17 protein-coding genes and 1 tRNA gene are annotated in these 23790 nt (G+C 65.2%); 7 read left to right on the forward strand and 11 right to left on the reverse strand.

Translation table 11 applies throughout. The features are described 5' to 3' along the window. Window positions 1–307: 307 nt before the first annotated feature. The 5 genes from edd to FJU11_RS10230 form a co-directional block, all read right to left on the reverse strand. A complete protein-coding gene (gene edd / locus FJU11_RS10210) occupies window positions 308–2125 on the reverse strand; it encodes a phosphogluconate dehydratase (RefSeq protein ID WP_141166954.1) in 1818 nt (605 codons plus the stop codon). 165 nt (window positions 2126–2290) lie between these two features. Continuing rightward, window positions 2291–3007, reverse strand: a complete 717-nt coding sequence (pgl, locus tag FJU11_RS10215) for a 6-phosphogluconolactonase (RefSeq protein ID WP_141166955.1) — start codon at window positions 3005–3007, stop codon at window positions 2291–2293. Next, window positions 2994–4466 carry a glucose-6-phosphate dehydrogenase gene (gene zwf / locus FJU11_RS10220; protein WP_141166956.1) on the reverse strand — a complete coding sequence of 491 codons (1473 nt, stop codon included), beginning with the start codon at window positions 4464–4466 and terminating at the stop codon, window positions 2994–2996. The genes pgl and zwf overlap by 14 nt, the downstream gene beginning before the upstream one ends. 200 nt (window positions 4467–4666) lie before the next feature. Further along, window positions 4667–5950 carry an NAD(P)/FAD-dependent oxidoreductase gene (locus FJU11_RS10225; RefSeq protein ID WP_141166957.1) on the reverse strand — a complete coding sequence of 428 codons (1284 nt, stop codon included), beginning with the start codon at window positions 5948–5950 and terminating at the stop codon, window positions 4667–4669. A 13-nt stretch (window positions 5951–5963) separates the two neighbouring features. After that, on the reverse strand, window positions 5964–7400 hold the full coding sequence (locus FJU11_RS10230) for a glutamine synthetase family protein (protein WP_141166958.1): 1437 nt from the start codon (window positions 7398–7400) through the stop codon (window positions 5964–5966). A 193-nt stretch (window positions 7401–7593) separates the two neighbouring features. Between FJU11_RS10230 and FJU11_RS18300 the strand changes: the two genes are divergently transcribed. From FJU11_RS18300 to FJU11_RS10240, 3 genes are all read left to right on the forward strand, one after another. Then, entirely contained in the window at window positions 7594–7743 is a 150-nt protein-coding gene (locus FJU11_RS18300; RefSeq protein ID WP_181408132.1) for a hypothetical protein, read from the forward strand. Window positions 7744–7981: 238 nt separating this feature from the next. After that, window positions 7982–8782, forward strand: a complete 801-nt coding sequence (locus tag FJU11_RS10235; protein ID WP_141166959.1) for a DUF1206 domain-containing protein — start codon at window positions 7982–7984, stop codon at window positions 8780–8782. A gap of 277 nt (window positions 8783–9059) precedes the next feature. Continuing rightward, window positions 9060–9848, forward strand: coding sequence for an aspartyl/asparaginyl beta-hydroxylase domain-containing protein (locus tag FJU11_RS10240; protein ID WP_141166960.1), 789 nt, complete (start codon window positions 9060–9062; stop codon window positions 9846–9848). 67 nt (window positions 9849–9915) lie between these two features. Here FJU11_RS10240 and FJU11_RS10245 read toward each other — a convergent pair whose 3' ends face one another. After that, complete coding sequence (locus FJU11_RS10245; protein ID WP_181408133.1) at window positions 9916–11781, reverse strand: AsmA family protein; 1866 nt, start codon at window positions 11779–11781, stop codon at window positions 9916–9918. A 193-nt stretch (window positions 11782–11974) separates the two neighbouring features. Between FJU11_RS10245 and FJU11_RS10250 the strand changes: the two genes are divergently transcribed. Then, window positions 11975–13930 (forward strand): acetoacetate--CoA ligase, encoded by a 1956-nt coding sequence (locus FJU11_RS10250; RefSeq protein WP_141166962.1) that lies wholly within the window; start codon window positions 11975–11977, stop codon window positions 13928–13930. A 25-nt stretch (window positions 13931–13955) separates the two neighbouring features. Here the strand turns inward: FJU11_RS10250 and FJU11_RS10255 are convergent, their stop codons facing one another. Next, window positions 13956–17198 (reverse strand): ATP-binding protein, encoded by a 3243-nt coding sequence (locus FJU11_RS10255; protein WP_141166963.1) that lies wholly within the window; start codon window positions 17196–17198, stop codon window positions 13956–13958. A gap of 232 nt (window positions 17199–17430) precedes the next feature. Here FJU11_RS10255 and FJU11_RS10260 point away from each other — a divergent pair, with 232 nt between their 5' ends. Continuing rightward, window positions 17431–17901 carry a phasin gene (locus FJU11_RS10260; protein WP_141166964.1) on the forward strand — a complete coding sequence of 157 codons (471 nt, stop codon included), beginning with the start codon at window positions 17431–17433 and terminating at the stop codon, window positions 17899–17901. A 181-nt stretch (window positions 17902–18082) separates the two neighbouring features. Further along, window positions 18083–18159, forward strand: a tRNA-His gene (locus FJU11_RS10265). Window positions 18160–18328: 169 nt separating this feature from the next. Here FJU11_RS10265 and FJU11_RS10270 read toward each other — a convergent pair. Beyond that, window positions 18329–19360, reverse strand: coding sequence for an acyltransferase family protein (locus FJU11_RS10270; RefSeq protein ID WP_181408134.1), 1032 nt, complete (start codon window positions 19358–19360; stop codon window positions 18329–18331). A gap of 211 nt (window positions 19361–19571) precedes the next feature. Beyond that, complete coding sequence (locus tag FJU11_RS10275; protein WP_141166966.1) at window positions 19572–19835, reverse strand: hypothetical protein; 264 nt, start codon at window positions 19833–19835, stop codon at window positions 19572–19574. Between the two features lie 538 nt (window positions 19836–20373). Here FJU11_RS10275 and FJU11_RS10280 point away from each other — a divergent pair. After that, the gene (locus FJU11_RS10280; protein ID WP_141166967.1) at window positions 20374–21108 is read left to right on the forward strand and encodes a 4'-phosphopantetheinyl transferase family protein; all 735 of its coding nucleotides are present in this window, start codon (window positions 20374–20376) and stop codon (window positions 21106–21108) included. Here FJU11_RS10280 and FJU11_RS10285 read toward each other — a convergent pair. Together FJU11_RS10285 and FJU11_RS10290 are read right to left on the reverse strand one after the other, a co-directional pair. Next, complete coding sequence (locus FJU11_RS10285; RefSeq protein ID WP_141166968.1) at window positions 21098–22450, reverse strand: hypothetical protein; 1353 nt, start codon at window positions 22448–22450, stop codon at window positions 21098–21100. The two genes, FJU11_RS10280 and FJU11_RS10285, sit on opposite strands and share 11 nt — an antisense overlap. Next, window positions 22447–23787, reverse strand: a complete 1341-nt coding sequence (locus FJU11_RS10290) for a lipopolysaccharide biosynthesis protein (protein WP_141166969.1) — start codon at window positions 23785–23787, stop codon at window positions 22447–22449. Before FJU11_RS10290 ends, FJU11_RS10285 begins: the two co-directional genes overlap by 4 nt. Between the last annotated feature and the right edge of the window lie 3 nt (window positions 23788–23790).

The raw sequence follows: 23790 nt of genomic DNA on the forward strand, positions 1-23790 counted from the left end.
GCACCGTCCCCATGGCGGGATAAACGACACCGTGCCCATCAGCCGCCTCGGTCTCGATCAGGACAACCTGTTGAGGCTCCACATCTAGAGCCTTTCAGGTTTATACGGAAGCGCTCTGTTCGATCGTGCCGGTTTTCCACGCGACAAAGTGGGAGGGCGGCACGGTCGAACCCTTCGGGCCGGCCCTGTTTGTGCCATGACGCTTCGACGGATGGCTCGACCGTACCACCAGTACGCTCGTCGCCATCCGTTTCGGTCCTGACGCAAACAGGGTCGGCAGAGCGTTTCCGTATAAACCTGAAAGGCTCTAGTAAAGAACGCTGGCGCCCTGGTCCGCCGGGCCGGCCACGGCGCGCAGCGAGGCGAAGAGTTCGCGGCCGATGCCGGTGTGGTTTGCCGAAAGGTCGGCCTGTTCCGGTATGCGCGCCATGAACGCGCTCGTCTCCACCAGCACCTCGAGGCTGCCGTTCACGGCGTCGACGCGCACCATGTCGCCCTCGCGAACGCGTGCGATCGGTCCGCCGTCGACGGCTTCGGGCGTCAGGTGAAGGGCCGCCGGCACCTTGCCGGATGCGCCGGACATGCGCCCGTCCGTCACCATCGCGATTTTGTGACCGCGGTCCTGCAGGATTCCGAGCACCGGCGTGAGCTTGTGCAGTTCCGGCATCCCGTTCGCCTTCGGACCCTGGAAGCGGATGACGGCGACGAAGTCCTCGTCCAGTTCGCCCGCCTTGAAGGCGTCCTGAAGCTCCGCCTGGTCGTGGAAGACCTTCGCCGGGGCCTCGATCACGTGATGCTGGCTCTTGACGGCCGAGACCTTGATGACGGCCTTGCCGAGATTGCCCGTCAGCATCTTCAGGCCACCGGTCGGCTGGAAGGGTTCGTCGACCGTGGCGAGGATCTTCGGATCGTGGCTGACGTCCGGAGCCGGCGTGCGCGCCACGCCGCCTTCGGGCCCGAGCACCGCCTCGCTGGCGTAATTCGCCATGCCCTCGCCGTATACCGTGCGCACGTCGTCGTGCAGCAGCCCCTTCTTCAGAAGCTGGCCGATCAGGTAGCCGAGGCCGCCGGCGGCGTGGAAATGGTTCACGTCGGCAAGCCCGTTCGGATAGACGCGGGCAAGCAACGGCACCACGTCGGAAAGCTCCGAGATATCCTGCCATGTCAGCTGGATGCCGGCCGCGCGCGCCATCGCAACGAGATGCAGCGTATGGTTCGTCGATCCGCCGGTCGCGTGCAGGCCGACGACGCCGTTGACGATCGACCGTTCGTCGATCATCTCGCCGGCCGGCGTGAAGGCGTTGCCGAGCGCGGTGATCGCAAGCGCGCGCTCGGTCGCCTCCTTCGTCAGCGCATCGCGTAGCGGCGTGTTCGGATTGACGAAGGAGGCGCCGGGCATGTGCAGGCCCATGATCTCCATCAGCATCTGGTTGGAGTTCGCCGTACCGTAGAAGGTGCAGGTGCCCGGCGAATGGTAGGACTTCGATTCCGCTTCGAGCAGCGCGTCGCGGCCGACCTTGCCCTCGGCGTAGAGCTGGCGCACGCGCGCCTTCTCGTCGTTGGGAAGCCCGCTCGGCATCGGCCCGGCGGGGATGAACACGGCCGGGATGTGCCCGAAGGTGAGGGCGGCGATCGCGAGCCCCGGCACGATCTTGTCGCACACGCCGAGATAGACCGCGGCGTCGAACATGTTGTGCGACAGGCCGATGCCGGCGGCCATGGCGATGACGTCGCGCGAAAAGAGCGAAAGCTCCATGCCGGGCTGACCTTGCGTGACGCCGTCGCACATTGCCGGCACGCCGCCTGCGACCTGTGCGGTTCCACCGGCTGCGCGTGCAGCTTCGCGGATCAAGGCCGGGAAGGTCTCGAAGGGCTGATGCGCGGAAAGCATGTCGTTATAGGCGGTGATGATGCCGATGTTCGGCGTATGCCCGTCCGACAGCGCTTCCTTGTCGCCCGCCGGGCAGGCGGCGAAGCCATGGGCGAGGTTGCCGCACGAAAGGCTCGCACGGTGCGGACCGGCCGCGGCCATGCGGCGGACCTGGTCCAGATAGGGCTCGCGGGTCGGGCGCGACCGTTCGACGATGCGCTCGGTAATCGCTGCAATGCGTGCGTCGGCAGTCATGATCGGATCATCCTGTTCTTCGACAACCATGCGAAAGGGCGGCTCGGCCACAATCGCCAAAGCCGCTCGTCGGCGACTTCGATGCCGGCGACGCCGTGGCATCGCGACGTTGCGCCGGTGGCCTTCCGGCGGAGCGCAGCCGCGCCACACCGCGCCTTGCCGCCGTCAGGCGGCCCAGTAGACCTCGAGCGGCCGCTCGACCGCGTCGAGAATGCTGCGTATCGGCATTTCGCTCGCCGGGCCCGGTTCGCGTGCCCGGTCCAGCGCTTCGCGCTTGTTCCCGCCTTCGATGTGAAGCACGAGCATCGTGCTTGCCACGAGTTGCGGCAGGGTCAGCGTCAGCCGTGGTTCTTCCGCGCCGCCGGCGTGCATGGCGAGGACCGAGCGCCGTTCGCCGGGGTCGGTCGCGGCCTCCAGATTGTCGCCGCCGGGGAAGAAGGATGCGGTATGCCCGTCCGTTCCCATGCCGAGGATCGCGACGTCGAAGGGCAGCGCCAGCGTGTCGATCTTGCCGGATGCCAGGGCGGCGGCGGCATCGACGTCGTCCACGTGCTGGTAGAGCGGCACGAAGGTCGCTTCGGCGGCGGCATCCTTCAGGAGATAGGTGGAAACGAGGCGCTGGTTGGAGCGCTCGTCCTCGGGCGGCACGAAGCGTTCGTCGACGAGGCTCACCGTGACGTTCACCCAGCCCGGATTGCGCTTGGACAACGCCTCGAAGAGGAGCTTCGGCGTCGAACCGCCGGAGACGGCCATTACCGCTTCGCCCTTCTCCGCGATCGCCCGTTCCAGCGTCTCGCAGATGCGCTCGGCGAGCGCTTCGGCGAGTGCTGCGCGATCGTCGAATTCCTGAAGCGTGATCGGCCGGGCCTTACTTTCCGTCATGCCACGTCCTTCCGTCGCGTTCGATCAGCGCGATCGCCTGGCTCGGCCCCGACGTGCCGGCAACGTAGTCCTGAACGCCCTGGCCGGTATCTTCCCATGCCTTCAGGATCGGATCGATCCAGCGCCATGCCGCCTCGACCTCGTCGCGGCGCATGAACAGCGTCTGGTTGTCCCGTATGACGTCGAGCAGCAGCCGCTCGTAGGCGTCCGGATTGCGCACCTTGAAGCTTTCGGCGAAGCTCATGTCGAGGGGCACGTGGCGAAGCCGCATGCCGCCCGGGCCGGGATCCTTGATCATCATCCACTGGCGTACGCCCTCGTCGGGCTGCAGGCGGATGACGAGCTGGTTCGTCATCAAACGGCCGGCGGATTCCTCGAAAATCGAATGGGAGACCGGCTTGAAAGAGATGACGATCTCGGAGACGCGGTGCGGCATGCGCTTGCCGGTGCGCATGTAGAACGGCACGCCCGCCCAGCGCCAGTTGGCGATTTCCGCCTTCAGCGCGACGAAGGTCTCGGTGTTGCTTTCGTCGCCGAGCTCGTCGAGATAGCCGCGCACCGCACCGGCCGAAGAGGCGCCGGCGGTATACTGGCCGCGAACGGTCAGCTTGTCGACGTTGGCGGAATCGATGCGCTTGAGCGAGCGCAGGATCTTCACCTTCTCGTCATGGACGGCGTCGGCCTCCATCGAGTGCGGCGGCTCCATGGCGACGAGGCACAGGAGCTGCAGCATGTGGTTCTGCACCATGTCGCGCAGCGCACCGGCCTTGTCGTAATAGCCGGCACGGCTTTCCAGGCCCACGGATTCGGCGACGGTGATCTGCACGTGGTCGATATGCGCGGCGTTCCAGAGCGGCTCGTAGAGCGCGTTGGCAAACCTGAGCGCCATCAGGTTCTGCACCGTCTCCTTGCCGAGATAGTGATCGATGCGGAAGATCTGGTCCTCGACGAACACTTCGCCGATCGTGTCGTTGAGCCGCGTCGCCGAATCGAGGTCCCGGCCGATCGGCTTCTCGACGACGACGCGGGTGTTTTCCGTGATCAGCCCATGGTCGCGAATGCCTTCGCAGATATGCCCGAAGATCGACGGTGCCACGGCGAGGTAGAAGGCGCGGATGCGCGTTGGGTCCTCGTCCAGCAGCGCCTTCAGGTCTTCGAAGCCGCGATTGTCGATGGCGTCGACGGAAACGTAGTGCAGACGCGCGACGAAGGCCTCGATCTGGTCGGCCTCCCTCTCGGCGTGGTTCAGGTGCTTGTCGAGCGCCTCGCGCGCGAAGTCGCGATAGGCCTCGTCGCTGTAGTCGGAGCGCGAGGCGGCAATAATGCGCGTCGGTTCGGTGAACTGGCCCGCGGCCTGACGGTGATAGAGCGCGGGCAGAAGCTTGCGTTCGGCGAGATCGCCGGTGCCGCCGAAGACGACGTAGTCGAACGGATCGACGGGAATGATCTGGCTGCTCATCGCACTGCTCTCGGGTTCGCCGCGCACGCCCTCCCGACGCGGGCTCCACACACATAGTCTAATCGATTTAAGAATGCCAGCCCGTCGGCGTTCCTTTTCGGCTCGGGGCCATATGAACGCATGCGACGCTGGTCGTCGAACCAAAGAAACTATGCGGCAACGGCCGTTTGTAAACAGGCATGATGCCCGGCGACCGAGCGTCAGACGCGGTCGCGCAGGGCGAACCAGGTGAGGGCCGCGAAGAGGAGGGGCGTGCGCAGGCTTCGCCCGCCTGGAAAGGCGGAAACCGGCATGGCGGCCAGCTGCGCGAATGCGCTGTCGTCGCCGAGGACGGCGTCGGCATAGAGTTTGCCCGTATAGTTCGCGAGAACGACGCCGTGTCCGGAAAACCCGCCGACGGCCGTCGCCCCCGGCATCACTTCGCGCACGAATGGATCGCGCGGCACGGTGATGCCGACGGTCCCGCCCCAGGCATGGGTCACCGCCACGTCGCTCAGTTGCGGATAGAGCCTGGCGATCTGCTGGCGCATCGGTGCGGCGATGTCGCGCGGATTGTCACGGCTGTAGGTCTCGCGCCCGCCGAAGAGCAACCGGCCCTCGGCGTTCTTGCGGAAGTAGCGCACCACGAAGCGCGAATCGTCCACTGCCTCGCCGCCCGGCAGCACGTCGGTCTGCGGACCGAGCGGTTCCGTCGCGGCGATGAAGGAGCGGATCGGCATGACGTGCGCCGCCGTCTGGCTTTCGAGCCGGCCGACATAGCCGTTGCCGGCGATCAGCACCCGATCGGCCGTGATCGTGCCGGTGGGCGTCGTGATGCGCACTCGGCCGTCGGCCCTGGCGATGTCGGTGGCGCGCGTATCCTCGTGGAGGCGCGCACCGGCCGCGCTTGCGGCGATTGCCGTGCCGACAACGAGTTTCAGCGGGTTGATGTGGCCGGTACCGGTGTCGCGTACCCCACCGAGATAGGCCCGTGAGCCGAGCCGCTCGGCGGTCTCTTCGGCGTCCATGAAGCGAAGATGTGGATAGTCGTACCGCTCGGCGACCCGGTCCGCATGGCGGCGATAGGCGGCGAGGTAGCGCCTCTTGTGGACGACGGAGAGCTGGCCCGGGCGGTATTCGATGTCGATACCGTGGCGTTCGGCAAAATCGTGCAGGTGCCGCTTGCCGCTTTCGGCAATGTCGAAGAGCGCCTTCGCGGCGGCGTGGCCGAGCTTTTCGGCGTGATCCTCGGGCCAGCTGCGCTGTCCCGTGCCCATCTGTCCGCCGTTGCGACCCGAAGCGCCGTCGCCGAGACGCGCCTGTTCGATGAGGACGACGTCGACACCGTTTTCGGCGAGCCGGCAGGCGGACTGAAGGCCGGCGAAACCGCCGCCGACGATCGCAACGTCCGCCGTGCACGAACCGTCGAGCGCGGGATAACGCGGCCGTTCGAGGCCGTCTTCGTAGAGCGAGACTCCGGGCGCGATCGGGCTCTGGTAGGTCATGGAATGTCGGCCCTCAAACGCTCAGAAGTAGGAATTCGCGTTCCCACGGGCTGATGACCTGCATGAAGGTCTCGAACTCGCCGCGCTTCAGGCCGCAATAGGTGCCGATGAAATCGGGGTCGAACACCTCGGTAAAGGCGCTTTCGCCCTCGAACGTCGCGACCGCCTCGAGCAGGCCGCGCGGCAGATCGACCGCACCTTCGTTGGCGGTCTTTTCCGTCGGGTTCGACGGCAGCACGGAATGGGTCATGCCGAGCCAGCCCGCGCCGAGCGTCGCGGCGAGCGCCAGGTACGGGTTGGCGTCCGACGAGGGCAGCCGGTTTTCCACACGGCGCGCAGCCGGCTCGGACGTCGGCACGCGGAACGCCGTGGTACGGTTGTCGTAGCCCCAGGCGTTGTTGACGGGGCAGGCCATGTCCGGCGAAAGCCGGCGGTAGGAATTCACGTAGGGCGCCATCATGGCGAGCGCCTTCGGCACGTAGTGCTGCATTCCGCCGATGAACGAGAAGAAGTGTTCCGACGGCGAGCCATCGGTGTTGGAAAAGATGTTGTGGCCGGTCTTGGCGTCGACGACGGACTGGTGGATGTGCATGGCGGATCCGGCCTGTCCCTGCATGGGCTTGGCCATGAAGGTCGCGTACATGTCGTGCTTGAGTGCGGCCTCGCGCAGCGTGCGCTTGAAGAGGAAGACCTGGTCGGCCAGTTCCAGCGGATCGCCGTGACGCAGGTTGATCTCGAGCTGCGCCGGGCCTTCCTCGTGGATCAGCGTGTCGATCTCCAGACCCTGCTTTTCGGAGAAGTCGTAGATGTCGTCGATCAGTTCGTCGAACTCGTTGACGCCGGAGATGGAATAGGACTGCCCGCCGACGATGGTGCGCCCCGACCGGCCCTGGGGCGGGCGCAGCGGATAGTCGGGATCGTTGTTCTTCGCCACGAGATAGAACTCGATCTCGGGTGCGACGATCGGCTTCCAGCCGCTCTCGGCATAAAGATCGAGAATGCGGCGAAGTACGTTGCGCGGCGTATAGGGAACCGCCGTGCCGCTCGTGTTGACGATGTCGCAGATGACCTGCGCGGTCGGATCGCTCTCCCAGGGCACGACGGAGAGCGTCGAAATGTCCGGCACGAGCTTCAGGTCGCCATCGTGCGGATCGTAACGGAAGTTTTCCGTTTCCTCCGGATACTCGCCCGATATGGTGTGGCGGAAGACGGCGGACGGTAGGGAAAGCGAGGTCTCGGAAACGAATTTCGAGGTCGGCATCATCTTGCCGCGCGGCACGCCGGCAATGTCGGGCGTAATGCATTCGATGTCTTCGATGCCGCGCGCCCGCAGCCAGTCGGCCGCCTCGCGCCACGTGCTCGCACCCCGGATGCGCGCGGCGGCCGCCGACGGTTTGCGTCGCGTCCGCGTGGACGTGGCGGGTTTCGCTGGCTTGGTCTTGGACGTCATGAATCACCGAAGGAAAGGGCCGGGACCGCGAGGCGCGGATGTGCCGGCGACCATAACGCGGCGGGGCGGAAATACCACCGGCAGGCTCGATGCTTTTTTGCCCGCCGCACGGTGCACGCGGTTTCGACTTGCGCTCGCGAGCGAAGTTCCTACCTTGTCTTATACGAAGCATGCAGCAGGGATATGAGAGACGATGAGCGAACGCCTGATCAAATCCGCCCGTGACGAGCGTGCAAAGGCCGTCGCGATCGCCGAAAAGTCCATGCGCACCGCCGTCGTACAGGCGGCCGCGATCAGCTCGCTCGGTCTGGTGACCCTGCTCGTCCTGCTCGCGACACGTTAGGGCGCCTTGCGGCCTGATCGATCCGGCCGCGCGCTCCATCTCTTCAAGTCTTGCATATCGTTCGCAGCATCGGACCGGATCGGTATGGCCGGGAAATGCTTTTGAAGGACGCATTGTCGACGCGTTCCGCCGTCGATAATCGTCTTTAGTTCGAAATTCGGTTCGAACTTGTGCGCATTGCCGTGCGTTGCCTCCCTCACATCAACGAGAGGGTTTCATGGCAAACACGGGCAGCTCAATGGTTTCATCGCAAAACGCGGCAGATGTAGCACGACCATTCGCGCGGGTCGGCTATGCCGCCCGTGGCCTGATCTACCTCGTCATCGGCGTCTTTGCAGTCCTTGCCGCGTTCGGCAACGGCTCCAAGAAGGATACCCATGGAGCGTTGCAGACGCTCCTGCAGAATACCGCGGGCAGCATCCTCGCATGGATCCTGATCGTCGGGCTCTTCTCCTACGCCCTCTGGCGCGTCACGCAGTCGCTTCTCGATACCGACGATCACGGCACCGGCGCCAAGGCGCTGGCGATCCGCGGCGGTCTGCTCGCATCAGCGTTCACCTATGCCGCGCTGTGCATCTACACCTTCTCCATGTGGTACGGCAGCACCGGTTCCAGTTCCGGGTCGGGCGGATCGGGCGTTTCGTCCTTCTTCGCGTCGATCGTCGGTGCGCAGGTGGTCGCGTGGTGCCTTGCGATCGTCTTCGCAGGCGTCGGCATCGCCCATTTCATCAAGGCGTTCAAATCCGGCTACGCGAAGTTCTTTAAGGCATCGCCGGACAAGATGCGCATTATCCATCCGCTCGCGAAAACCGGCCTCATCGCGCGGGGCATCATCTTCTGGGTGATCGCGTTGCTCTTCGTCTATCGCGGCATCGATGGCGGGCAGGGCGGCGGCCGGCCGGGCATGTCCGCAGCGCTCAACTTCATCCAGGGCCTGCCCTTCGGCAGCATTCTGCTCGGACTGATGGGGATCGGGCTCGTCGCCTTCGCCGTCTACTCGTTCGCCGAGGCGATCTGGCGGCGTATCCGCTTCGACTGAGCGGCAGAAATGAAGAACGCCTGCCGGCAGGGAATCCGGCAGGCGTTCGCAATTGCAAGGCTGGAGGCCTTTGTCGTTATAACGAGGCTCCGGCGAAATGGTTTCGTCCCCAAGGCGATTCCGGTGAACGGTTCTTCGCAGCCCTTGCGACGAGGACTTTCGCTTGGCAAGGCTTTCGCCAAGGCTCGCAGGGGTTTACGATCGTGCGATGACGAGGCGGGCGCCGGCGAGGCCGACCCGTCTTTGAGAAAAACGGCAGGACGCGACGAGGACGACGATGGCGAATGCGGAGCAGAAATCGAAGACGGAAGGTCTCGAAGACACCATGGGCGGCGAAGGGGTCGTCACCCGCTCGGTGCAGAAGATGGTCGACGGGGCGGAGCAGCTCAACCTGAAATATGCCTCGCACGGCAATCCTGCCGTCTACGATACGGATGCTTTCCCTTGGGCGCGCGAAGTCGAGGCCGAATGGAAGCTGATCCGCGCCGAACTCGACCAGATCCTCACCCGCAAGGGCGAGCTTCCCGCCTTCCACGAGATCTCCACCGAAGTGCGTTCGATCTCGAACGACCAGAATTGGAAGACCTTTTTCCTATGCGGTTACGGCATTAAGTCCGAGGAAGCGATCCGACAGTGCCCCGAGACATGGCGGATCCTGCAGAAGATCCCCGGCCTCAAATCGGCGATGTTCTCGATCTTCGAACCCGGCAAGCACCTGCCGCCGCATCGCGGACCCTATAACGGCGTCCTGCGGTTCCATCTCGGCCTGATGGTGCCCGACGAGCCGGAGCACATCGGCATCCGTGTCGACGACCGCACGTGCCATTGGGAAGAGGGCAAGGCGCTCATCTTCGACGACGCCTACGAGCACGAGGCCTGGAACCACTCCGACGAGGTCCGCGTGGTGCTCTTCGTCGATTTCGTCAAGCCGACCAGGTTTCCAGCGAACCTGACGAACCGGGCGATCCTGAACCTTGCCGTCTTCACCCCCTTCATTCGCGAGGGCTACAAGGCCCACAAGAAGTGGGAGAAGATGTTCTACGGCGAGGGTACGAAGCACCGCTGAGCGGGTCCGCGCGGCAGCGTCGCGCCGCGGGTTACGGCTGCGGCGCTCGTCGCGTATGGCGGGGCGCTCAGCGCGTGACGACGGGCGAGATCACGGGCGAGGGCCACGAGCCGCCGACGAAGAAGCGCAGGCCGTCGTCGGTGTCATCGGGCTTGGCCGCGCCCTTCTTCGGCGCCGGTTTCGGCTCCAGGCTGCCCGTCATGGCAAGGCTGCCGCGCGCATAGGGCACGACGCCGTTCAGCCGGATGACGGTATCGTTCGTCGTGATCGTCGCGTCGTTGATCTCGGCCATGCCGTCGGAAAACCGGCAGTCGAGCTTTGCGGAAGCGAAGTCGAGCGCATCGCCCGAAATCTTCGACAGATCGAAGAAGCGTTCCTTCGCGGCGAGTGCGCGGAAAGCCGCGAGATCGAGCTTCGGGATCGTGCCGTTGCCGACGGAAAGCTTCATCTGCCCGGTGATGTCGCTGATGCCCGTCGCCCACAACGGATGGTCCGATTGCAGTTCCAGCCGCAGCGAGCCGCGTCCGCGCGGCAGCGGTCCGCTGAGCTTCATCGCGTCGTACATCGCGCCGAGGTCGACGTTGTCGGCAGCCGCACGCACCATGCCGCCGCCGTCGAGCCCCTTTTCGGAAATGCGCACCTCGCCGTTGAGCGAGCCGCCATAGGCGCTGGCGTCGCCGATCTCGAAAGACGCGCGCCCTTCGCTGATGCGTGCCGTGGCCGCCACGTCGTCGAGCATCATGGGGCCGAGCTTCGCCGACTGGGCGGAAAGGCGAAGGTCGAGGCCGAGCTGGCGCAGGAAGCGCGTGTCGACCGTCGTGGCGATGTTCTGTCCCGGTTTCGGCAACGGGCTGAAGGCGCGCAGGAACGACACGATGTCGAGCGAATTGAAGGCGATCGTGCCCGCGATCACGGGAAAGCGCGGCTTCGGAAGGTTGACATCGAGCACGCCGATGCCGCGATTTCCACCGACCTTCAGCGTCAGATCGTCGAAATTGACGCGGTCGCTCTGCGTCGTCACATGGGCGTCCACGTTCAGCCGTCCGATCGCCGCGCCGGGCTTGATGTCGGCGCCGAACCACTGAAGGATCTTCTCGACGGAAGGCGTGTCGAGCGTCATGCGCCCGTCGAAGAACGGGCGTTCGGCGAGCGTCGTGGTACCGTTGAAGGCAAGGCCGATCGGCGAGGCGTCGAAGCTCGCCTTCAACCGCGCGTTGGCGCCGCCGATCAGGAGCAGCGGCTGGCTGGAACTGGCGGCGAGATGGACCTTCTTGCCGCGGAACATGCCGCGTAGGTCCATGCTGGCGTTTCCGAGCGTCTCGGGCCAGTCGATGGTGCCGGAAAGGTCGGTGATCGTCTCGATATCGTCGTCGCGATGGTCGATGTAACGGATCGTGCCGCCAGAGATCGCGATCGTGCCCAGCGAATAGTCGGGGACCGAACCCGCCTTCTTGTTGCCGTTGGCGCGGGCACGGGCGATCCTCGCGGCTTCCGCGATTCGCCCGAAATCCGAACGCCAGTTGACGAGGCCCGTCGCGCCTCGCTCCACGGTGAAGATCGGCGAGCGGAAGAGAAGGCGCGTGAAATGGGGCTTACCCGTCAGTGCCGAGAGCACCGAGAACTCACCCTCGACGCTGCTCGCGACGGCGATCGGCTTGGCGTGCGGACGGCGCGGATAGAGCGCGACGTTGTCGAAGGTGATCGTCGGGATCGGCCAGAATGTGAGCTTGGGGTTGTTGCCGAGCGTTACCCGCTGGCCCGCCCATGCACCGATATCGTGCTTGAGGCGCTGGCGCACGAGATCCGTCGAGACGGCCAGCGGCACCGCCACGGCGATGAGGGCGAAAGCGACGACGGTGAACGCCACGATGGAAAGCGCCCAGCGAAGCCTGCGCCTTCCCCTGTTGCGTACGGCGCGATGGACGAACAGCATCTCTCGCTTGGGGTTTTCGGTCCTTCGATCAAGGCAGTAGAGCCTGGGGCCGACCTTTGCAATCGTTCGATCCCGAAAACGGCCGCGAAGGTTAAATTTGCCGGGCGGCCGTTTGCCGCCATCGGCGGTGGTGGTAGAGCGTGGTCGTGACGGTCTGGAACGCACCGCGTCGGTTCGAGCGAGGAGGAAAGCGATGATCGAGGGACAACCGCTCTGGGAGCCGAGCGCCGAACGCATCGAGGCAAGCAGGCTGTTCGCCATGATGCGCCGCTGCAGCGAGGCTGCCGGTCGAGACTTCTCCGATTACGCGGAATTCCACGCCTGGACCGTCGCCGAGCCCGCCCGCTTCTGGTCGGCGATGTGGGACGAGGCCGCAATCGTCGGCGAGAAAGGCGAACGCGTACTCGTCGACGGCGAGCGCATGCCCGGTGCACGTTTCTTTCCCGACGCGCGGCTGAACTACGCCGAAAACTGCCTGCGCCGCTCCGGCAGCGAAGATGCGATCGTCTTTCGTGGCGAGGACAAGGTCGAAAGGCGCATGTCCTTCGACGAACTGAATGCGGCGGTCTCCAGGCTCCAGCAGGCGTTGCGCGCGGCCGGCGTTACGCGTGGCGACCGGGTCGCGGCGATGCTTCCCAACATGCCCGAGACCATCATCGCCCTGCTCGCATGCGCCTCGATCGGCGCCATCTTTTCCTCCTGCTCGCCGGATTTCGGCGAGGCCGGCGTGATGGACCGCTTCGGCCAGATCGAGCCGAAGGTCTTCATCGCCTGCGACGGCTACTGGTACGACGGCAAGCAGCGGGACGTCGCCGACCGGCTTGTGGCCGTCAGTGCGAAGCTCCGGCCCGTCCACACCGTCGTCGTCGCGTATCTGGGTCAGGCCGAAGCCGTCGCCGAACGCGTGACGAACGGCATCAGCTACGATGCCTTCGTCGGCGCGCACGAGGCGCAGGCGGTAACCTTCGAGCGGCTGCCCTTCGACCATCCGCTCTACATCCTCTTTTCCTCCGGTACGACGGGCGTCCCCAAATGCATCGTGCATTCGGCCGGCGGCGCGCTGATCCAGCACGTCAAGGAACACGCGCTGCATTGCGATCTGCGTGAAGGCGATCGGCTGTTCTACTTCACGACCTGCGGCTGGATGATGTGGAACTGGCTCGCGAGCGGCCTTGCGAGCGGGCTGACGCTTTGCCTTTTCGACGGTTCGCCCTTCGCCCCGGACGGCTCGGTGCTCTTCGACTACGCCGAGGCGGAGCGGTTCACGCTCTTCGGCACCTCCGCGAAATACATCGATGCGGTGCGCAAGTCCGGCCTGCGGCCGATCGAGACGCACGATCTCTCGTCGCTCAAGGCCATGACGTCCACCGGCTCGCCATTGGCGCCGAGCGGCTTCGAGTTCGTCTACGAGGCGATCAAGCACGATCTGCAGCTCGCCTCGATCTCTGGCGGCACGGACATTGTGTCGTGCTTCGTGCTCGGCGTGCCGATCAGGCCGGTATGGGCGAGCGAGATCCAGGGACCCGGGCTCGGGCTCGCCGTCGATGTGGTCGACGAGGAGGGCCGCACGCTCGAACGCGGCAAGGGCGAGCTCGTCTGCCGCAAGCCGTTTCCCGTCATGCCGGTGGAGTTCTGGAACGACCCCGACGGCAAGCGCTACCACGACGCCTATTTCGACCGCTTCGAGGGCATCTGGTGCCATGGCGACTTTGCGGAATGGACCGAGCATGGCGGCATTGTCATCCACGGCCGCTCGGACGCGACGCTCAACCCGGGCGGCGTGCGGATCGGCACTGCCGAGATCTACAATCAGGTCGAGCAGATGCCCGAGATCGCCGAGGCCCTGTGTGTCGGGCAGGAATGGAAGGACGACGTGCGCGTCATCCTTTTCGTCGTGCTCGCCGAGGGCGTGACGCTCGACGACGACCTGACGGCGGCCGTCAAGAAGAAGATCCGTTCCGGCGCTTCGCCGCGCCACGTCCCGGCCAAGGTGATCGCCGTCGACGCCATTCCGCGCACCAAATCCGGCAAGATCACCGAACTTGCCGTGCGCGACGTGATCCACGGACGTCCCGTCAAGAACAAGAGCGCGCTCGCCAACCCGGAAGCGCTCGACCTTTACGCGGAGCTTTCCGAACTCGAGACGTAAATTTCCCGGGATCGTGCCGGAGCGCTCACTCGGCAAGCACGCGCTGGGCAGGGAAGGTGATCGTGATCAGCGTGCCTTCCTGCGGCGCGGAGGTGATGGCGAAACGGGCGTAGTTCGCCTCGACCATGGCTCGCGTCAGCGGCAGGCCGAGGCCCGTTCCGTCGCCACGCGGCCGGCTTGCGCCGCTCACCTGACGGAAGGGTTTCAGCGCCTGTTCCAGCTCCTTCTCGCTCATGCCGACGCCGGTGTCGCGGATACGCAGCGTCACGCCGCCATCGCTGTCGGCGATCGTCGAAACGACGATCTGCCCGCCGGCGGGCGTGAAGCGGATGGCGTTCGAAAGCAGGTTGAGGGCGATCTGCTTGAGCGACCGCTGGTCGGCGATGACGGCCGGCACGGTCGCCGAAAGGCTGGTGCGGATGATGACGCGTTCGCTGTTCGCCTGCGGCTGAAGTAGCGAGACGGCGTCCGCGATCGTGTCGTTCAGCGCGACCTCGGCAAAGGCGACTTCCATCTCGCCGGCCTCGATCTTGGAAATGTCGAGAAGATCGTTGACGATGTCGAGCACGTGCTTGCCCGACCGGCCGATGTCGTGGGCATATTCGAGATAACGCGGGCTGCCGATCGGCCCGAAGCGCTGCTCCGACATCATGTCGGAAAAGCCGATGATGGCGTTGAGCGGCGTACGGATCTCGTGGCTGACGCGGGCGAGGAATTCGCTCTTGTGGGCACTCGCCTGTTCGGCCGCCTGCTTTGCGGTGCGCAGTTCGTCCTCGGTGCGCTTCCACTGCGTGATGTCGCGCATGACGGCGCAATAGCCGCCCGAACCGGAAAGCCTGCCGATCGTCATGAAGAGCGGCAGGAAGCCGCCGGACGCCTCGCGGCCGATCACCTCTCGCCCGTCGTTCAGCACGCGCGCGACGCCGTGTTCGGAAAGCCCCTGGAGATAGTCCATCACCGCGCGCTGGCTCTCGTGCGCAAACAGCTTGGCGAACGGTTGGGCACGGGTTTCGCTCTCCTCGTAGTCGAAGAGCGCGCTCGCCGAACGGTTCATGGAGCGGATCTCGCCGTATTCGCCGAGGATGACGACGCCGTCCGTCGCCGTTTCGAGGATCGAGCGCAGCTCGCTCACCTCGAGCGCCAGGGCCTCGGCGCGCTCCTTCGCACGCTCTGCGTCGTCGCGTGCGGTCTCGTCGCTTGCGGGCGTCGCCGGCTCGATCGGCACCAGCGAAAGCATCAGCGCGCGCCGGCCGGTCCAGTCGATCGACTGGAGGCGCGCGCGGACCGATCGCGTTCCGCCATCGGCATGGCTGAGTTCCACCGCGCCCGACGGCGCCGGCTGGACGGCCACTTCGGGCTCCTCGTTCGCGAAGAGGCCGTCGATGCCGTCGGCTGCGGCGAAGGCTGCCAGATCCGCATAGCCCGTCAGGGCGAGGAAGGCCGCGTTGGCGTAGAGCGGCACGCCTTCGCTATGGATCAGCACGGCGAGCGGCAGGTCGGCGAGTACGCTCGCCTCGGCGTCCTTTTCGGCAGGCCGGCCTGCGAAGGCTGAAGGCATGGCGCCGGGCGGAAGTGTGTTCGCATCAGGACGTGCAGCCTCTCCGATCGCTTCCTCATCGCCGATCTCGGCCGTTTGCGGATCGTCCGGTTGGAATGCGTCGGCTTTGTGGGCCGTCGGATCGACGCTCGGCTCGTCCTGCCGTTCCGGAGGTTCCGCCGGGGCGTCAACGATCGCGCTTCGGGCGTCGTCGAGCGACGCCGGCGCTTTATCCGTCGACGTGGCGTCATCGCCATCGCGCGCTTCTTCCGCAGGCACGCGAACGAAGGCGGCTTCGAGCTTCCTGCCGATCTCGCGAAAGGCGGCCTGTTCGCCGGTCGACAGCGGCACGCGTACGGGCGGTCGGTGGTCCTTGAGCTCGACGACCGGGGCGAGCGCGAGCGCACGCCCCTGCGGCCCGGTGTCGGCGGACGGCGTTTCGGTTTCTTGCGAACCGTTTCGTGCCTCGGCCCCGTCGTCGGGCAAGGGAGATGGCTGTGCCTCGTTCGCCGAACCCGGCCTTTTGGTGTCGGCGAGGGCAAGGCCGATCGATTCGGGATCGCTTACCGCTTCCGCCGGCCGCACGATGCCGAAGCCGCGGAAGCCGGTAAAGCCGTGGTCGCGGCTATAGGCGGGCAGGGCGGCGAGATCGATCGGAACGGCGAGCTCGGTCCCCTGCACGGGCCAGAGAACGCTGCGCCCGGACCAGGTTTCGCGGCGTTCGATCAGCGTGGCGATACCGGAATCGGCATCGAAGCCGAAGATCCGCGCCACGTCGGAAAAGCGCCGGCCGACGACGTCGGCAGCATTCGGGCCGACGGTGTTCGCCAGCTCGTGCGAGACATGCGTGAACCGGCTCTCCTCGTCGAGGCGCCAAGAGAAGCGGACGGGATCGCCTTCCTGGGCGAACACGAACGGTTCGCCGGCATCGGCATTCGCCTCTTCCTTCCGGTCGGTCGGCGTCTCTTCTTTCGGGTCGGCCGGCATCTGGCGATCCTGCAAATTCTGCCCCTCGGTTCCGTCCAGACGTTCGCTTTGAACGCGCGTCGTATCATTCGATCCGCCGGGCGCCTCCGGTTCGAGCGCGAAAAGCAGGTGAAGCGGCGGATCGTCGATCAGCCGTGCGATCGCGGCCGGCAGCAGGCCGTGCGCGGTTTCGATACGGCGCTTGACGAGACGACCCTTCGCGCCGGCGACGGCCGCGACGAGGTCGCCGCGTGCGCTTTCGCCAAGCGCGAGGCCCGGCATCCCGCTCGAATGGGCGAGGACGGCGCCCGTCGCGTCGAGCACGGCCACATGCGTATCCGCATCGCCGAGCCCAGAAACGATGTGAGCGGCGGCTTCGTCTGGCGTCGGGCGCACGGCCGGCGGTCCTCCCGAAAGCAGAAACGCGGGCCAGCCGTTCGCCAGGCGAAGGGCTGAAAGGCGTACGCTCGAAAGGCGGCTCGCGAAGCCCTGCGCAATGCGCAACGTAACGGTCTGTTCGCCGGCCGCCGAGCGCGACCGGGAAGCGGCCGAACGAAGCTGGCGGCGAAGCGCTTCGTGCCCGGTCGCCCAACGCTCTGCGAGCGCCTCGGGGCAGGCATAGCCGAAGAGGCCGGCCCCGGCGCCGTTCGCCCACAGCACTTCGCTGCAGTCGAGCGAGAGCACCACGAGCGCCTCCCCGGCCGCGAAACGGGCTCGCACGTGCTCATGGACAGCGATGTCGATGAAGGACGTTCCAGCCGGCATCAAGACCCCGATGGCGGCCCTCTTTCGGCCGTGTTCATTAACCAAACCTTAATAGCCCGTGGGCGCGCGCCGGTCCAGAAATCGGCGGGTTCGCGCGGCCGTTATCCTGCGTCAGGGTTAACGGCGCATGCTGCATTGCAAAAATATGTTGCACCGCACAACGAAATCCCTTATATTTCTGCCCGTAACGAAGAACGCCTTTGAAGAGGGTTCCAACCAAGGAGTGCATATAATGGCTACCAAGAAGACCGAGAACACCGATGTCTTCAGCTTTTCCGCCTTCGATCCGACAAAGATCACGGAAACCTATCGCGATTTCGCCGAGAAGAGCATGCTGCAGTCGCGCGAGGGCTACACGCGCATGAAGACCGTCGCCGAGGACGCCACGAAGACGGCCGAGGCCACGCTCGAGAACGCGCAGGCAGGCACCGTCGAACTCGGCCTCAAGGCGATCGACTACATGCGCGCCCATACGGAGAATTCGCTTTCGCACATGGAAGCGCTGCTCGGCGTGAAGTCCGTCGCCGAAGTCATGGAACTCCAGAGCTCCTTCTTCCGCAAGCAGATGGAACTGGGCGCCGACCATGCCAAGTCCATGCAGGAGACCTCGCGCAAGGTCGCGGACGACGTCTCCAAGCCGGGCAAGTCGGCCATGGATAAGGCGATGAAGGAAGCCAAGTCGGTAACCGCCAACGCCGCCTGAGCGCGCCGTTCGCCTGCCGACAGGCCGTATCCGCAAGGGCCGGGCGCTCATTTGGAGCCCGGCCTTTTTCATGTCCGCCGCCGCGCCGGGCCTCTTGCCAAAGGCGATGCTGCGCGGTAGGCAGCGCGGGACCGCAAACGGCGCGTTCCATCTGTGATGGGCGAATGCCGATCGGTCATGGGCGGTTGTAGCTCAGTTGGTTAGAGCGCAGGATTGTGGCTCCTGAGGTCGGTGGTTCGAATCCACCCAACCGTACCATTAGCCTTTTCTCGGATATCGAGTTCGCTGCATCGTCGGGCTGCCGGTCTGACCGGAGCGCAAGTTCTGCACGACAGAATGCACCATGCGAAGTGCCGCCGGCATGTGCGTTCGATGCACCGACGGACCCCGCAGGCAGGGGCGCGCGAAGCTTTTCCATCGTCGGTGATCACGCTCTTCGAAGCGTGCCCGATGCGGGCAAACGCCATTTGCGCATCGCGTACAGCGGCATCTCGATGAACCGACAGCTCGCGTAGCCGACGGCGATAGAGACCGCAATCGATACGGGCAGGCCGATCCAGCTCGGCAGCGCGCGCGTCCAGTGTATGAAGGCCCAGTGGAACAGGTAGATCGAGAAGCTCGCTTCGCCGACCACGACGAGAGGCCGGCTTGCGAAAAGCCGGCTCCATCGGCCTGAACCCTCGTAAATCGCCATTACCGTGCCGGCGAAAATGATCCCGAAGACGTAGAATTTGTCCATCAGGTCATCGAGCGCATCGCCGCCGAGCCCGATTTTTACGAACAGGATATAGAGCAGGGCGGCGAGGAGGGTTGCGCCGACCCATCGGTCGGGTATGGCGCGCCCGGATCCGACCAGCATGGCCGCCAGGATCGACGGGATGAAAGCGCAGAGATACCAGCCGATATTCAGGTTGTTTTCCGGGGTATGCCAGGCGGGCCAGGCCCAGAACGCCGCCAGGTACACAAGTGCGATGACGACGATACTGGCCCCGATGGAAAGCCATTGCGTGCATAGCAGGAGGAATGGCAGCACGACATAGAAGCCCAGTTCGACCGGGATGGTCCAGAGGTGACCGGCCGACTTCTGGAAGGTCAGGACCTCCACCGCCTCGTTCAGGTTCCGTATGCCGAGCGTTCCGACCGCGAAGTAGAAGGCGACGGCAATCGCGAAGAGCGGGATGATCCGCAGGAACCGGGCGCAGGCATAGTAGGCGATCGAACGAAACGAGATGCCGGTCTCGAGAAGGCGTGCGGTCAACAGGAAGGCGCTCAGCGCGAAGAAGAGCCAGACGCCGACCTTCGGTACGCCTCGAAGGAAGGGGTGTGTTTCGGGGATGTTGCTCATCACCGAATGCCCGACCAGCACGATCAGGCATGCCAACCCCCTGAGCCCATCCATCGCGGGCCGGTAATGGATGTGCTTGGCGCTTGCTGCGGACGGCTTGCGGGTCGGTTCCATGCCTGCAGTAAGATCAGGTCGGCATCGGCGAGACAAGACGGTCGGCTGGCGGCAACACCGCGGATTGCGACATGCCAGATGCGTGGCAGCTGACCGTAAAACGCACCGCATCATCCCCGAACGCACCATCGCCGCGGCACGGATCACACAGGGTATCGAACAGGATCGATCGGCGGATACGCGACCGCCTTTACCTTGAGGGGTGGTCGCTCTACCGGTTGTTCTGAGCCTTCTGCTCCCAGATCTTCTGGATGCGATGGGCGCTCGGCGTCGAGATCTGCAGCAGCCGGGCGACTTCCACCTGGCGCATGCCTCGATCGAACGCGGCAAAAGCGGCTCGGCGGCCGACGGAACTCAGGCGCTCGCCGTCCTTCCATTCGGGCTGGAACACGCTGAGGTCGAGATCCTCGTTCTCCCCGCCGCTTTCAAGACGGGAGATCTCCTCGTTCACGACGGCGAGCGTGGCGTACATCATTTCCCTTCTCGCCCGCAGCAACCGCAATTTCGCCGTTTGGGACACGCCATCCCATTGAACATCGGATAGTTCAACATCGGCATTCCTGGGTTGCACGTTCACGCCGCTCCTCGTGCGATTCTAATCTTTCTTCCTTCCGGGAGAATTATCGTATACCCCCAAAATCGCAAGGCTTCGGTTCGTGCCAAGTCCGCTTTTGCAATACTTGCTGTGGAGCGTTTCGCGCCGTCGGTTCGACGATGTGGAAAAATCGACGATGCGCCATTCTGCGACGATTCTAGCTCGGGCGGTGCATTTCGGCGGGGGGCGCTCCGTGGTACACGAAGCTGGTCTTCCGGCAACTTCTGCATGAGCGCGGCCTCCGTGAAAACGCCACGAAAAGTAAGGTTCTCCGGTCTGTTGATCGTCTGCGCCGCTCTGGCGTGCTGGGTCGTCGTTGCGGTGGTCGCGTACGCCTTATTGAGCTAAAAGCGGTCTAAATGACCGTCGTTCGATCAAAATCGTCATAACGCCACAAGAGACGAAACGAGGCATCCGGATGTCCGATTCCCGGCCGATCGTCGATCTGTGGATATGGCAGCTCGAAACGACCGATCGTTCGGGCCATGCGCCTCCTCCCGACATCCGAATGGAGACGCTTTCGCACGAAGAGCGACAGCGCGCCGGGCGCTTCGTTCACGCCCGCGACCGCGATCGCTACGTCCGCGCGCATATCGGGATGCGCGTCGTTTTGTCGCAGTATGATTTTATGGAGCCAGCTTCGCTCGCCTTCCGCTACGGCCCTGCCGGCAAGCCGTTTCTAGCCCGTCCGGACGCACCGCGGTTCAATCTCTCGCATAGCGGCTCGCTTGCCGCGCTGGCGGTTTCGCGAGCGCTCGAACCGGGCCTCGATATCGAGATCGCGCGCGACGCTTCTCGAGCTGTTGCCTCGGTTCTGAGTGTCGAGGAGAAGGCGGAACTCGATCGCCTTCCGCCGGAAAAGCGCGCCGATGCGTTCGCGCGGGCGTGGACGCGCAAGGAGGCGGTGGTCAAGGCGCTCGGTACCGGGTTCGAAACCTCGCCCGAAGAGATCGTGGTCGGGGTCTCGCCCGATCGGGTAACGCCTCTCGTCCGCGCGCCGGCGGCCTTCGCGCCGTTCGAACGATGGCGCATCGAATGCTTCCCGTGCGGAGCGAGCGTCATCGCCGCGATCGCCGCTGCCGCGCCGGACTATCGCATCGTCCGGCGCACGCCGCCGTGGCGGAATCGCTCCGACCTCCCGCCTATGTCCTGAGTTCGAGGATCGAAACACGATCGGTGACCGGTAGCGTCAGCGTATCGCCCGTCGGCTCGACCGGCCGGGTGGTCATCGCGCCGGTATCGTCGAGCACGTGCAGGAGGGCGTGCTGCGGCAGACCGTCCGAGCGCAGACGGAGCTCGCCGGTCGCCGCCGGTGCCGCTTGCCCTGAGCGCCCGTCCCACGATGGTTGCTCCAGCCAGGCGAGACCGTACACCGTGCCGCTCCGTCCGCGTACGGTCATCCACGCGCAGCCCGGCGGAGCTTTCTCCACGGCAAGCGTCGATGCATCGAACGGGATGGCGGAGGCGGTGTTCGCCGTCAGTACGGCAATGATCGCACCGAGGGCGCGATAGGCGGGCTTCGGGCTCATCGCCTGATCGTCGTGCAGCAGTCCGAACTTCACCGGCCAGTCTTCTTCCGGCATGTCGGGGCGGTCGAGAAGCTCGTGCAGGAAGATCCGCCGCGCGCCGGCCCGGTAGAAGCCGAGCCAGAGCCGCGGGATGTAGCGCCCCGCCACGCTCTCCGGAACGGCCCATGGCGAGCCGCGGCCGACATCGGTCGGGTATCCGCTTTCGCTGACCCAGACCGGGCCGTCCGGCACCTGTGCCTTGGCCTTCCTCATCGACCAGGGGATGCTGCCGTAGCCGGTCAGCCATTCCGCGCCGAAACCGGAGGTTCCGGGTTCGTGCCACGAGAAATAGGCGTGAAGGTTGCTGCAGTCCGCCGCCTCGCCGATGGCGGGAAGCTTGCGGTAGGGGGCGGTATCGACGAACGATGGTGCAAGCACCTTCACGTCCTGTCCGAAGGCCGCCCGGCTTTCGGCAAAGAGTGAACGCTGGAAGGCGATCAGCTTGTCGCGCCAGCCTTCGACACCGCTTTGGTCGTATTCGTTCGGACCTTCGAGGGATTCGAGAACGCCGCGTACGGTACGCGCGAAGGCGATGCCGTTTTCGACGCCCCGTGCGGGATCGCGCGGATCGACGATCAGGTCGAAGCGCACGCCCTCGCGGCCGAGCTCGTGCAGACGGCCGGCATAGGCCTCGTAGTTCGTACCGGCGGAATCGCGCACGTTGCGCACGCCGAGCGAAAGCAGCCGGTCGGCGAGAAGGTCGTAGCGACGCCCGTCGGACTGGTTGGCATCCCACATGTGCGTATTGACGCCGAGGCTGTCGAGAAGATCGTCGACGTCGTAGGGCGTCGAGGTTCCGCCCGCCTGTCCGCGCGCGGCGATCCAGCCCGCGGGTGCGGCGAGGAGGGCGCCGCCCGCGAGTGCGCCTAGCGTGAAGGCGCGCCGACCGGGCGAGTGCGGGAAAGAGCGTTTGTCGCTTTCGTTCATGGATGAAGCAGCCTGTCGAAGAGATAGGTGAAATCCGACCGGCGCAGTCGAAGGCTCGGCAGGCCGAGGCCGAGATGCGTCTTCATGCCGGCGAAGAGCAGCAGCAGGCGAAGCGCAGACGAAGCCAGCAGGGCGAGCGCCGCGCCCGTGGCCCCGAAGGCGGCGACGAGGGGGAAGAGGCAGATGATCTCGCCGATGAAGGAGACGATCTGGATGTTGGAGCCGAGGCCCGGCCGTCCGAGCACCGTATAAAGCTGCATCGTCAGGCTGGCGAGGCTGAAGAAGACCGCTTCGACGAGCAGGATCCGGAACAGCATGGCGGTATCGTGGAAATCTTTGCCGTAGAGCACGGTCAGGAGAGGTTCGCTGATCACCGTCAGCACGGCGCAGGTCGGAACCATGAGGATGAGCATGAAGCGCAGCACGCGGTCGTGGTGTTCCTTCGCCTCCGCCGGATGGGATCGGGTCAGCTTGGCGAGGAGCACGCCGGTGATCGCCGGCATGATCAGGACGAGAACCCGCGAAAGGCTGTAGGCCACGGCATAGTTGCCGAGGGCGACGGCCGGGATGACCGGTACCAGCAGCAGTCGGTCCGCATAGCCGCCGAGATTTTTGAGAAGATCGGCAGGGGCCGCGCGAAACATGAAGGAGGTCAGTGCCCCGAACGTGGCGCGAAAGCTGTGCAATCCGCCGCGTAGCAACGGAATGACGAAGGGCATGACCACCGCCAGCGCCACCACGCCGCCGAGGATCTGCGCCGCGACCGCGGTCACGTAGTCGAAATCGTGCGCGACGAAGGCGATCCACAGGCCGACGAGATAAAGAGCCTGCGGCAGGAAGCGCGACAGGTTGTAGAGGCGGAACTGCTGCAGCCCCACGAGGGCGCTGTTGACGATGTTCTGGATCGTCGTCGTCAGCGCGGTGAGGGTGCATATGCGCGCGACGAAGAGGACCTGCGGATCGTAGTTCTTCATGAAGACCGGCAACGCGATCCACGCCACGACGACGGCGACGAGCGAAGCGCCGAGACTGACGAGAAGCGCCCCGCCGACGACGCTGGCGCGCTCCTGCTCGGCACGGCCGACGAAATAGCTCGTCGTGTCCGTCAGGCCGGATACGGCGAGCGCGCTCAGAAGCTGCGGCCACAACACGATGGCTGCGAAGATGCCGCGCCCTTCCGCACCGAGCAGCCGCGCTGTCAGGATGCCGGTGGCGAAATTGACCACGAGCACCGAGAACTGGGTGAGCAAAGACTGCACGATGGCATAGGTCGACGTCTTGCTGCGCAGGAGCCTGCCCGGCAGGAAGCGCAGCGTGTTGGCTATATCGAGGCTCATGCG

Source organism: Pararhizobium mangrovi, assembly GCF_006516965.1.
GTDB lineage: Bacteria > Pseudomonadota > Alphaproteobacteria > Rhizobiales > Rhizobiaceae > Pararhizobium_B > Pararhizobium_B mangrovi.